The organism is Flavobacterium pedocola (assembly GCF_053764385.1).
Genome location: NZ_JBSNCR010000003.1, coordinates 97278 through 109999, shown reverse-complemented (window position 1 = coordinate 109999; position 12722 = coordinate 97278). Strand labels below are relative to the sequence as shown.

General features: G+C 39.3%; 11 protein-coding genes. 2 read left to right on the top strand and 9 right to left on the bottom strand.

Going from position 1 to position 12722, the window contains the following annotated elements; translation table 11 throughout:
• Nucleotides 1–44: 44 nt before the first annotated feature.
• The 8 genes from ACWPKD_RS07525 to surE form a co-directional block, all read right to left on the bottom strand.
• Nucleotides 45–443, bottom strand: a complete 399-nt coding sequence (locus ACWPKD_RS07525) for a response regulator (protein WP_455412070.1) — start codon at nt 441–443, stop codon at nt 45–47.
• A 26-nt stretch (nt 444–469) separates the two neighbouring features.
• Nucleotides 470–910 carry a response regulator gene (locus tag ACWPKD_RS07520; protein WP_455412069.1) on the bottom strand — a complete coding sequence of 147 codons (441 nt, stop codon included), beginning with the start codon at nt 908–910 and terminating at the stop codon, nt 470–472.
• 11 nt (nt 911–921) lie between these two features.
• Nucleotides 922–3291, bottom strand: a complete 2370-nt coding sequence (locus ACWPKD_RS07515; RefSeq protein ID WP_455412068.1) for an ATP-binding protein — start codon at nt 3289–3291, stop codon at nt 922–924.
• Nucleotides 3292–3435: 144 nt separating this feature from the next.
• The gene (locus ACWPKD_RS07510; RefSeq protein WP_455412067.1) at nt 3436–5859 is read right to left on the bottom strand and encodes an ATP-binding protein; all 2424 of its coding nucleotides are present in this window, start codon (nt 5857–5859) and stop codon (nt 3436–3438) included.
• 127 nt (nt 5860–5986) lie between these two features.
• Nucleotides 5987–6610: a response regulator gene (locus ACWPKD_RS07505; protein WP_455412066.1), complete on the bottom strand. Its 624-nt coding sequence runs from the start codon at nt 6608–6610 to the stop codon at nt 5987–5989.
• A 114-nt stretch (nt 6611–6724) separates the two neighbouring features.
• The gene (gene lpxB, locus ACWPKD_RS07500) at nt 6725–7837 is read right to left on the bottom strand and encodes a lipid-A-disaccharide synthase (protein WP_455412065.1); all 1113 of its coding nucleotides are present in this window, start codon (nt 7835–7837) and stop codon (nt 6725–6727) included.
• Between the two features lie 2 nt (nt 7838–7839).
• A complete protein-coding gene (locus ACWPKD_RS07495) occupies nt 7840–8112 on the bottom strand; it encodes a hypothetical protein (RefSeq protein ID WP_455412064.1) in 273 nt (90 codons plus the stop codon).
• Nucleotides 8113–8129: 17 nt separating this feature from the next.
• Nucleotides 8130–8891, bottom strand: a complete 762-nt coding sequence (gene surE / locus ACWPKD_RS07490; protein ID WP_455412063.1) for a 5'/3'-nucleotidase SurE — start codon at nt 8889–8891, stop codon at nt 8130–8132.
• A gap of 165 nt (nt 8892–9056) precedes the next feature.
• Between surE and ACWPKD_RS07485 the strand changes: the two genes are divergently transcribed.
• Complete coding sequence (locus ACWPKD_RS07485; protein WP_455412062.1) at nt 9057–11234, top strand: carboxy terminal-processing peptidase; 2178 nt, start codon at nt 9057–9059, stop codon at nt 11232–11234.
• A gap of 45 nt (nt 11235–11279) precedes the next feature.
• On the opposite strand, the gene ACWPKD_RS07480 is transcribed toward ACWPKD_RS07485, so the two are convergent.
• Nucleotides 11280–11828: a hypothetical protein gene (locus tag ACWPKD_RS07480; RefSeq protein ID WP_455412061.1), complete on the bottom strand. Its 549-nt coding sequence runs from the start codon at nt 11826–11828 to the stop codon at nt 11280–11282.
• A 65-nt stretch (nt 11829–11893) separates the two neighbouring features.
• Here ACWPKD_RS07480 and ACWPKD_RS07475 point away from each other — a divergent pair, with 65 nt between their 5' ends.
• Complete coding sequence (locus tag ACWPKD_RS07475) at nt 11894–12721, top strand: DNA/RNA non-specific endonuclease (RefSeq protein ID WP_455412060.1); 828 nt, start codon at nt 11894–11896, stop codon at nt 12719–12721.
• Nucleotide 12722 lies beyond the last annotated feature (1 nt).

The following is a 12722-nucleotide window of genomic DNA, read 5'->3' as shown; positions in this document are numbered from 1 at the left end:
AATCCATCAGAATTTTACAATATTTGTAAGAATTTTATTTAAAATTATAATTTACTGATGACTTCAATAAAATTTGCTTTGGTGACCGGTTTGATAAGATAATCGTGTACTTCACTGATTTGTTTGGCCCTGGTCATGTCTTCGGAAGAAGTCGAGGAAGTAATGACGTAAATCGTAATGGGTTTTTGGATTTGGTCTTTAATGTTATGGAAATGCTCCAAAAACTCCCAACCGTTCATGATGGGCATGGAAAGGTCGAGGAAAATAATTTCCGGTAGCGCTTCTGGGTTTTTTAGGTTTTCTTTGATGAAATCAAGGGCTTCCTGGCCGTTTCGGAACACCTTGATCAATTCAACAAGATTGGTTTCCGAAACAATCCGTTGGGTCAGGTACACGATGATTTCATCATCATCAATTAAGGCTAAAGTTTTTGGTTTGTCCATAACACAAAGTTATAATTTACCGGTTATTATTTTGCCGGATGGTTTAAAATCATCCAGAAAAAACCGAGTTCCTTTATTGCTGAAAAAAAATTCTCGCTTTCTACGGGCTTTACAATGTAGCTATTTGCACCCAATTCATAGCATTTTTTTACATCCGGATCTTCTTTTGAGGAGGTCAGGATCACTATTGGGATAGTTTTAAAATCCGCATCCGTTTTTAACTTTTCCAGTACTTCAAGCCCGGATACTTTCGGCATTTTTAAATCCAACAAGATCAGTTTCGGGTGCTGGCTTTTGTTGCGGGAACTAAATTCATCTTGTGCATACATAAAACTCAGGGCTTCCGCGCCGTCTTTTAGATGGATAATGGTGTTGCTCAAGCCGCCTTTTCTGAGTGCGCGCAGCGTTAGCGTGGCATCGTCCATGTTGTCATCTACAAATACGATATCAATATTGTTGTATTTCATGTGGTTATCGATTAGGTTATACTTGGTAAACTGAAATAAAAAATAGTGCCTTCACCCAAAGTCGATTCGGCCCAGACCGTTCCGCCATGGCGCTTAATAATTCTGTGGATGATGGCCAGTCCTATGCCGGTTCCTTCAAATTCTTCCTGCGAATGGAGTCGTTGAAAAACCCCAAAAAGCTTGTGATAGTACTGCATGTCAAAACCTGCACCGTTGTCTTTGATGTAATAAATGATAGCGTCCTCTTCTTGGTAAGAGCCGATTTCAATCTTTATTTTTTCTTTGTCTTTCGAAAATTTCAGGGCATTGGAGATGAGGTTGACCCAAACCTGTGTAAGTAAGGAAGGACTTCCTTTGACCGGCAGCATTTTGTTTAACGTGACTTCAACCGTAGCATCTTCCGGACGGATCTGTTCTTCTAAAACGGATTGTACCAACTCTTCCATATTCAGCAAAGTAGTATTCATTTCCGTTCTTCCCAATCTGGAAAAGGTGAGCAAATCGTCGATGAGTTCCGCCATTTTTCCTGAGTTCTCCAGGATTGCATTAAGCACATTCATATCGTCAGCGTTTAGCTTTGTTGCGCAATCTTCCTGCAAAATTTTTGAATAACCGTTGATAGCTCTAAGAGGTGCACGCAAATCATGGGAAACGGAGTACGAAAAGGCCTCCAGCTCTCTGTTTGCTTCCAATAATTGTTCTTCGGAGTTTTTTAATTTTGTAATATCGGTTTCGATAAATACTAATTTATTTAATTCCCAATCTTGATTAAAAATAGGAGTTAAGGAGGTTTGGATCCATAATTCAGTATGATTTTTTGTGGCTACTGCATTTTCATAAATAATGGATTTTTTTTGTTCAACGGCTTCTTTAATCAGATTGTCTATGTTGTCATTTCCGCTTACCTCAAAAATGTTTCGGCCTCTTTCATTTGTATATTCTTCAATAGATTTCCAGCCGAATAATTTGGAGAATCCTTCATTAAACCATTCTAAATTGCCTTGAGCATTGGTAATGAGTACACCATTGGCGGTTTCGCGTGCTACTATGGAAAGCTTTTGAAGTTCTTTGTTTTTTTCTTCAATTATTTTAGTGGTTTTTGCTTTTACGGTAAAACGATTGTAAATTACCATCAAAAGCAATAAGATCAATAGAATGCTTGCAATTAAATAATTGCGAATAGTATTTTGCTGCTTTATTTTGGCATCCTGTAATTCACGATTTTGGCTAAGCAAGGCAATTTCTTTATCCTTCTTTTCAGATTCAAATTCTATTTGTGATTTGATTAGTGCTTTTGCCTTTTCTTCATTCAGTATAATGTTAGAGTAGCTCTCATATAACAAGCGGTTTTCATAGGCTTTTTCAAAATTGTTTTGTGCCGTATAAATCTCTGAAAGTAATTTGTAATGATTTTTCAAATCACCATTATAATTACTTTGTTTGGCTGTTTCGATATACTTTTTAGAAAATTCTAAAGCTTTATGGTATTCTTTGATTGCATTGTAAGTAATGGTAATGTCTTGTAAAGGGAAAAGTAAGGAAATGACATTACCACTTTTTTTAGCAGCCTCATACGATTTAAGGAAGTAGTCTAAAGCGATGTCATATTTTTTTTGAGCATAATAGGCTTCCCCAATATTGATTAAGTTGTAGCTAATACTTAATTGATCGTTGAGTTCATGGCTTATTTTCAGGGATTGATTAGAATAATCGATTGATTTATTCAGATAGGTTTCAGAGGGCGAAAGCTGATTGTAATTAAGATATACATTGGCCATGTTTACCAGGCCGTCACAAATTTTCTTTTTATTTTGTGTTTTTTTATAATAGTTTAAAGCTTCAATATACAAAGATGAAGCTTTGTCGAGGTATATTGTTTTTTTTAATTCATGGGCACGATCTATATTCAGATGCCCCATTAATGTTTGACAATTGACTGCTTTTAGATTATCTCCGGTTTCTTTGTATAGCTGGAGCGATTTGGTGAAATTCTCCATGGATTTTTTATAACTATCAATTCCTTTATAAATACATCCCAGTTCAAAATAAGAATTAGCAAGCCCGGTTTTATCATTAAGGTTTTCAAATATTTTTGATGAAGCAATTGCTTTATCGTGTGCAAGTAAAAAGTTGTTTTGGATGCGATGAATTTTTGAAAAAGCTAAAAACGCATCCGCTTCTAATTTTTGAGATTTTATTTTGTGAGCTATATGCAACGCTTCAGAAGCATAACGTTCCGCTTTTTTTATATCGTACTGGATTAAATCACCACTTAATACTATTAATGCATTTGCTTTAATACTATCTGTAGTTGGGGCTTTTATATAATTTTCAAGAGAATCTGTCCTTTTTGAATTTTGTGATATAACTTCTAACGGCATTACAAAAATGCTTAGAATAAATGTGGGTAATATGAAAAATATTTTTTTCAATTAATTACGTAATCTTGATATAAGGTTAATAAATATAAATAATTACTTACGCATAATAAAATAAATTGCAAAAGTTATTTTTGTTGTTGTTATTTACACTATACCGCTAACAGCAGGTAAACTGAAATAAAAACATGATCCTTGGGTCAGTCTTGATTCGGCCCAGACGGTTCCGTTATGCCGTTGGATAATCCGTTGTATAATGGCTAAACCAATTCCGGTTCCTTCAAATTCTTCCTGTGAATGCAAACGCTGAAAAACACCGAAGAGTTTATGATAATATTGCATGTCAAATCCGGCTCCGTTGTCTTTGATGTAATAAATGATAATGTCCTCTTCTTGGTAAGAACCGATTTCAATCCTTATTTTTTCTTTGTCTTTCGAAAATTTCAGGGCATTGGAGATAAGGTTGACCCAAACCTGCGTAAGTAAGGAGGGGCTTCCTTTGGCTGGAAGTATTTCGTTTATCGTAACTTCAACCGAAGGATCTTCCGGACGGATCTGTTCTTCTAAAACAGCTTTTACCAAATCTTCCATGTTGAGCATAGTGGTATTGAGTTCGGTTCGCCCCAGTCTTGAAAATGTAAGCAGGTCGTCGATGAGTTCCCCCATTTTTCTGGAATTGTTCAAAATGGCTTCCAGTATGTTTTTCCCGTCCTCATCAAACAAAAGGCCGTAATCGCTTTTTAAGATTTGCGAATATCCGTTGATGGCCCGCAAAGGCGCCCTTAAGTCGTGGGAGACGGAATAAGAGAAGGCCTCCAGTTCCTTGTTTACCTTAGAATAGCGTTCTTCGCTGTTTTTCAGTTCGGTGATATCGGCATCAACAAAAACTAGGTTTTTCAGTTCTCCGGATTTGTTGAAAATAGGGGTAAGGGTGGTTTGGACCCAAATTTCAGTGCCGTATTTAGTCGGGTTTATGGCGTCGTAAATAATTGATTTTTTTTCCGAGACACATTTTTTGATGACTTCTTTAATGTCGTTTTTGCCGCTTACTTCGGAGATGTTCCGTCCCCTTTTTTCAAGGTATTCTTCAAGATTTTCCCAACCGAAGAGTTTTGAGAACCCTTCGTTGAACCATTCGGCATTTCCGTTTTTGTCGGTTATGAAAACACCGTTGGCGGTTTCGCGGGCCACAATGGAGAGTTTTTCAAGTTTTTTGTTCTTCTCTTTGATGATCCGGCTGGTCTTGATGTTGTTTTTAAACCGACTGTACAGAAGTAATAATAATAATAAAGTCAAGGCTACCGCAGCGGCCAGGGCATTACGGATGGTTTGTTGCTGTTCGATTTTGGTGTCCTGCAGCTCCTGGTTTTTGTTCAATAAAGCAATTTCTTTGTCCTTGGCTTCGGATTCGAATTCGATTTGGTATTTTATCAGGGCATTTGCCTTTTCTTCATTCAGGATGCTGTCGGTATATACCTCGTAAAGCAGACGGTTTTCATAGGCTTTTTTTGGACTGTTTAACGCGGAATATATCTCAGACATTATTTTGTAATGCTCCTTTAAATAACCTATGTAGTGGTTTTTCTGAGCAATGGGAACGGCTTGGTCAGACAATTTAAAAATTTTGTCAAACGAACCGGTCTCCTTGTAAGTAAGGATCAGTTGGCGGATGGCAGCCATTTTGATATCAGTGCCTACGCTTTTTTCGGTTAGGGCATATGCTTTTGATAAATAATTGACGGCCTCCGGGTATTTTTTTAACGCCCGATATGCTTCCCCGATATTGAGCAGGTTGATGGCGGTTCGGGTGTTGTCTTTCATGCTTATACTAATCTTTAAAGATTGGTTGGAATACTCCAGGGATTTTTTCAGAAAAGCTTCCGAAGGGATCAGCCTGTCGTAACCCAGATAAGAATTGGCAAGGTTCAGTAAGGAAACGCAAATTCGTTCCTTGTTGTCGATTTTGGTGTAATAGTCGAGCGCTTTTCCGTATAAATTTAAGGTATTGCGCAAATAAGCGGTATCTTTTACAACCCAGGCGTGGTCGGCATTTACATGGCCCATAACCATTTGGCATAAGGCTGCATTTAATTCGTCATGAATTTCATTGTAGAGTGTCAGGGATTTCGTGAAGCTTTCTATGGATTTCTTATAATTATCGGTGTCCTTATACAGATAGCCGAGTTCAAAGTACGCTTCTGCCAGTCCTTTTTTGTGATGTAACTGTTCGAATATTTTTATGGCTATAATGATTTTGTTGAGCGATTCCAGCTGATTGCCTTTTGAACGTTCAATCTTTGAGAGTACTATATAACAATAAGCTTCACCCGCTTTGGTATGCTTTTTTTTTGCTAAATCCAAAGCCTGACCGGAATAGTTTTCCGCCGTTTTGATGTCGTAAGAAATGAACTCATCGCTGAGTGCCGTCAGTATACTGACTTTTGTAGTATCTGCAATTTTCTTTTTTAATAAGATTTGGAGGGAATCAATTTTTGAATTTTGCGCAATACAACTTTGTTGTGTGTTAAAAACACAAGCCAGAAATATAAATATTGAAAGTAGTTTTTTCAATAAAAAAAAATATCGTCCTTTAAAGATACGAATTTTTTAAGAATAGTAATACTAAAATGAAAGGCTATGGATAGTTTTTCTACTGATTTTTAGCCGATAACAACTGGCATGTTGAAAATAAAAAGCTTCAGATGTTCTCCGTTTTCACGACAATTTCACGGATGATCGTGTCCAGGTCTTTTGCGGCCACTTCAAGTTTTGACAATATCTCCAGGTTTAAAGGATCGGCGGCATTTTCGGTGTTGAACAAATCAATCAGCCCCAATATATCAGCGACCGGCCTACGGATCTGGTGGGATTGCAGGTTGGCAATTTCCAGCAATTTCTGGTTCTGTTCCGTTATTTTTTCTTCTGCGATTTTTTTCTCCCGCTTTTCTTCCACTTCCTTGAGTGCCCTGTCGATTTTTTGGGATAGTGTAAAGAGTTTGTCCTTTGGAACATAATCCGTTACCCCGTTTTTGATCAGTTCTACGGCTCTTTCTTCACCGATGGCCCCGGAAACGATTAAAAAGGGGACATCCGGTGAGATTTTTTGTTTGATGAGGAAGGCGTTTAACCCGTCAAAAGTGGGCAGGTTAAAGTCGGACAATATCAGGCTTGGACTAAAACGGTGCAAAGCATCTTCAAACGATTCCCGGTTCCTTACGATTTCAAAGTCGAATAACAGGGCTGATTTTTTCAGTTCCCGCATCAGTAAATCCGCATCGCTGGGATTGTCTTCGAGGATTAGTATTTTAAAGTGCTCGCTCATGGTTTGCAAATACAAGTCATACTCTAATTTACAAACAAATCATCGGAAAAGTTGAAAAAGGACTGTAAGTTTCCCCTTTTCTCGTCAAAATGCAATATATGATAAGAAAATACTTTATTTTAAGGCTGCAATGATTAATTCGGCCGTTTTTTCACTGGCGCCTTCACCGCCCAATTTATGTTCCAGTTCGTCGTACTGCAGCAATACTTCCGAACGATGTTCCGGTGCAAGAAGTTTTTCCAATTCAGCTTTTATGCGCTTCGGATTGCAGTCGTGCTGAATCAGTTCGGTAACGACTTCCCGGTCCATGATCAGATTTACTAAGGATATGTATTTCAGGGTGATGATCCGTTTGGCAATCTGATACGAAATCCAGTTCCCTTTATATAAAACCACTTCCGGCACTTTGAAAAGGGCGGTTTCAAGGGTTGCGGTTCCCGAAGTTACCAAAGCAGCATGCGCCACACTCAGTAAATCATACGTTTTGTTGGAGATGAAATGTACCTGATCGTTGGTAAGGAACTGCTGGTAAAACGAAAATTCCTGGCTTGGTGCCCCAGCAATGACAAACTGATAATTAGGAAAATCCGGCATGACCGCCAACATTTCAGTAAGCATTTTGGCAATTTCCTGTTTTCGGCTGCCCGGTAAAAGCGCAATGATCGGTCTGTTATCTAAATGATTTTCCTTTTTGAACTGTTCCGGATCGGTCACTGGTCGGTTGTGAATGGCGTCAATCAGCGGATGTCCTACAAATTCAACCGGGAAATGGTGCTTCTTCTCATAAAAATCTTTCTCAAAAGGCAAAATCACATACATTTTGTCGACATCGCGTTTGATGGCTTTAATGCGGCTTTCTTTCCACGCCCAGATTTGCGGAGAAATATAATAATGGTTTTTAATGCCTTCTTTTTTAGCCCATTTGGCTATTCGCATGTTGAACCCCGGATAGTCAATATAAATGAGTACATCAGGCTGGAATCTTTGGATATCGGCCTTGCAGAATTTTATGTTCCCCAATATGGTTTTCAGGTTCATGAGTACTTCGGCAAATCCCATGAAGGCCAAATCGCGGTAATGTTTTACCAAAGTCCCGCCGGCTTGTTGCATCAGGTCGCCGCCCCAAAAACGAATGTCCGCCTGAGGATCGTGCTTGAAAATATTTTTCATCAGATTCGAACCGTGCAAATCACCGGAAGCTTCTCCTGCAATGATGTAGTACTTCATTTTTAAAGAATTACGGTTAAAATAGCCAATACGATGGTGGCCAGGATTACGCCTCGGGCCATTACTTCTTTGTCTTTGTTCAGAAGATAGAAGAAGGCAATGATGTTGAAAATTGCGCCCAAAGTGATCAGTTTGCCCATGTAACCATAGTCCCGAATCGTTTGCAGCGCTTCAACTGAGCGGATTTTGGTGAAAAAAAACAGAAAAAGGAGGCAGCCTAAAGTGGCGGAAACCAATCCGATGATAAACCCGATAAGCAAATCTTTTTTATTCATTTTTGATCATTTGATTTTTATAAACTCCAGGTGTTCAGTTCCTGAATGGCATGATGTGCGGTAAGGTCGAACTGTACTGGTACTATTGAAATGAAGTTGTGTTTTAAGGCCCATTCATCCGTGTCTTCGCCTTTGTCCAGATTAACGAATTCTCCCGAAAGCCAATAATATTCTTTGCCCAGCGGATTCACCCGTTTGTCAAAACGCTCTTCCCATACCGCTTTGGCCTGACGGCATATTTTTATACCGTTTATGGTGGTCTTTGGCAGGTTGACGTTTAAAACCACCCCTGTGGGTAAGCCTTTTTCCAGGACTTCCAGCGCAATTTTCTTGATGTATGGCTTTGCTTGTTCAAAATCGGCATTCCAGCTGTAATCCAGCAGCGAAAAACCTATCGCGGGTATGCCTTCTATACCGGCTTCCACAGCTGCAGACATCGTACCGGAATAAATTACATTGATAGAGGAATTCGAGCCGTGGTTGATGCCCGATACACATAAGTCCGGTTTGTGTTTCAGGATTTCATGTACCGCAATTTTAACACAATCAACCGGGGTGCCCGAACAACTGTATTCGTTTTCCAGTTCCTTGTCAATCGTTACTTTTTCAAGGTGCAGCGTATTGTTGATGGTGATGGCGTGCCCCATGGCGGACTGCGGACTGTCCGGAGCCACCACGATCACCTCTCCGATTTCTTTCATGACTTCGATTAAAGCCCGGATGCCGGGTGCCACAATACTGTCATCGTTGGTCACTAAAATCAAAGGTTTTTTTGTCATGGTACCGCTTAATTGTTTATTTTCGCTAAAGTAAGCAATTTCTATTTTCGTATGGTACAATTTTTGCTTTTTAGATTTTAAGAACTTGAAGGAATCTTTAACAAAAAATTATTGGAACATTAAGAAAGACGCTTCCTTTTTTATGTAATTTAGTGAAAAATAGTAATGAATACTTTTTGGCAGTTTATGAAGAGAAATTATAAGATTGTATTGCTGATAACCGCTTTATCGGCTATACTGTGGAGTTTTGTGCCTAGCAAGAAAGAAGACCCTGAAAAAGACAGGCTTCTTTTGGAACTTCTTACGTTTGTATTGGAGAAAGGCCATTACGATCCAATAGCAATGGACGATACGTTTTCAAAAAGTGTTTTCAAAGAATATATCAATGCGATAGATCCTTCCAGACGTTTTTTCATACAGTCGGATATTGAGGAATTCAAAAAATACGAAACCCAGATTGACGACATGATCCGAAATAAGGATTTGAAATTTTTCGAATTGACCTATTCCCGTCTGATCGAGCGAATGAGCGAATCCAGAAAAATCTACAAAGAGATTTTGGACAAGCCTTTTGATTTCAACAAAGACGAGACCATCGATACGGATTATGAGAAACTGCCGTTCTCCAAAAACAGACAGGAGCTGAAAAGCCGTTGGGAAAAACAGCTGAAGTTGTCTGTATTATCGTCAGTGACAGACAAGGAAAAACTGGAGCAGGATAAACAGAAGAATGAAGCAGGTTACAAAGTGAAAACCATGGCGGATATGGAAAAAGATTCCCGTGAAACCACTTTGAAATCCTTGAACGAGTATTTTGATTTTGTAGACGATCTTGATCGTAACGACTGGTTTTCCATCTATATTAATGCTATTGTGGAGCGTTTTGACCCGCATACGTTCTATTTTGCCCCGGAGGAAAAAGATCGTTTTGATGTAACCATGAGCGGTACTTTGGAAGGTATCGGGGCACGTTTGCAAAAGAAAAACGACATTACTGAAATTTCCGAGTTGATCCCGGGCGGACCGGCTTGGCGCGGAAAAGAACTGGAGCAAGGCGATTTGATCCTTAAAGTGGCCCAGGGAAGTGACGAACCGGTTGATGTAGTGGGAATGCGACTGGACGATGTGGTGAAAAAGATCAAAGGTAAAAAAGGTACTGAAGTACGTCTGACCGTTAAAAAAGTTGACGGAACCATAAAAATAATTTCCATCATTCGTGAAGTGGTGGAGTTGGAAGAGACGTATGCGAAATCCAGCGTGGTGAAACAAGGCGATAAAACTTTCGGGGTAATTTACCTGCCGAAATTCTACATCAACTTTGAAAATAAAGACAACCGCGATGCTTTTAAAGATGTGGCCAAAGAAATTGAGCGCCTGAAAGCAGCCGGGGTAGAAGGTATTGTAATGGACTTGCGTGATAACGGAGGGGGTTCGCTGCAAACCGTTGTGGACATGGTTGGTTTATTTATCGAAGACGGACCGGTGGTGCAAATCAAATCGGCAGGAAAACGCAAAGAAGTGCTTTATGATAAAGATTCCCGTGTACAATGGGACGGACCGCTGGTGGTAATGGTGAACAATTTCTCAGCTTCGGCCTCTGAAATTTTCGCAGCAGCCATTCAGGATTATAAAAGAGGTATCGTGATCGGAAGTAAACACAGCTATGGCAAAGGAACCGTTCAGAATGTAATCGATCTGAACCAGTTCGTGCGCAGCAGTTCTTTCGGGGATTTAGGAGCGCTAAAAACCACTACCCAGAAATTCTACCGTATCAACGGAGGTTCTACCCAACGTGAAGGTGTTTTAAGTGATATTGTGATGCCGGATCGTTATTCGTATATCGATATGGGCGAACGCGACATCGAGAATGCCATGCCTTGGGATAAGATTGATGAAGCAGGATATAAAGTGTCTAAAACCGCAAGTTTTGATGATGTGATCACTAAGAGTAAAGAACGTATGGCTTCCAATGCAACGTTTAAATTAATCGATGATAACGCCAAATGGATTAACGAGCGAAAAGACGTTAATGTGTACAGTTTGAATTACGCTAAGTTTAAAGCTGAGGAAGATGCTGTGGAAACTACCGCTAAGAAATACAAAGCGATAGTGGATTACAAAAACAACCTGCAGTTTGCTTCTTTGCCATACGAACAGGAAATGTTTAAAAACGATACTGTTTTAGCGCAGAAAAGAGTAAGATGGCATGAGAGCCTTTCAAAAGATATCTACGTGGAAGAAGCGTTGAACGTGCTTTCCGATATGAAGTCGAAAGCTTTACTTAATAAAGGTACCATCAGCTTGAAAGACAAGAAGAATAAATTGGCAGAAATAAAACAATAAACTGCTAAACAAAAAAGAGCCATTCGTTAGAATGGCTCTTTTTTTTTATCTTAACTTTTCAAGTTTGTGTTGGGCTTTTTCCAAATCAAGATGAAGTTCTCTTTGCTTGTTGCTCAATTTCAGGAGCTTTTCTCTTGCTTTGAGTTCTTCAGCAGCATCCAGTTTTCCTTTTCGCATTTGACGGTCAAACTTGTCCTGTTCTTTTTCAAGTTGCTTTTTATTGTCAGCAATTTTTTCTTTGGCTCTTTCTACGTTCTTTTGGGCTTTTTCGAATTTCTCTTTTTCCTTTTCGGCTTTCTTGAGTTCTTTTTCTAGTTTTTTACGCTCTTTTTCAGCTTTTTCTTTTTCTCTTTCGGCTTCTTTGCGCAGATTTTCCGATTCTTTTAAAATTCGGATGCGCTCTTTTTCTATTTTTTCAGCTTCCAGTTGTTTGGCTTTTTGTTCGGCGGCCAATTTTTCAGCATCAACTTTGTTTGGGGTTTCAACCATGGTACCGTCTGTAGGTTTTGTAGCTAAAGAATCCTTTGTGGTTTCCTGGGACCAAGCCATTTGGGTGGCCATAAAAGTGAAAAAGGCTATTGCTTTGATTTTCATAGATTCGGATTTAAATTAGACATTATCTTAATATCTTTACAAAACTAACAAATATTAAGCCACAAATGATTTTTCCTACGCGTTTTATATTTCGTCCAAAACTTGCAGTAACTGCGCTGGGCCTGGTGTTGATTTCCTGTTCTGAACGAAAAGCATCAGAAAGTGAAAGCACCACTATTGAAGAGCCGGATAGGAGTGAAGCTGTTATGGAAACCGAATCTCGAAAGTTTGATTATTTCCCAACGTCTACGACAGGATCAGTTGTGGTGAGGGACGGCTTTGCCTTTTCGTATTCGGAAGAGCATGAGCAATCGGAGTGGGTGGCCTACGAATTGTCTTCCGCTGATTTTTCCAACAGGGATTACGAACGCCCTTTTTTTATTGAAGATCCCAAAGTCAAAACCCAATCTGCAGATTGGCGCAATTATAAAAAATCAGGGTATGATAAAGGACATCTTTGTCCGGCCGGCGACAGAAAAAGTTCGTACGAATCTTTTAAAGAAACCTTTTATACTTCGAATATTTCCCCACAGCGCCATGATTTCAACGATGGAATTTGGAATCGTCTGGAGCAGAAAACCCGCTATTGGGCCAAGAAATACAATGGCTTATATGTGGTAACCGGCGGTGTTTTGAGTGACAACCTGAAAACTATCGGAAAAGAGCATGTGTCGGTGCCCAATTATTTTTACAAGGTCCTGATGACAAAGGATAGAACGAAAATGATCGGGTTTCTGGTGCCGCATCAGGGTAGTGACCAACAGCTTTATGATATAGTGGTGGAAGTGGATACCATAGAAAAACTTACCGGCATCGATTTTTTTCCAAAATTACCGGATGCTGTCGAAAGTCGAATGGAAAAAGCGTATGATTATAAAGGCTGGAGTTTTTAAA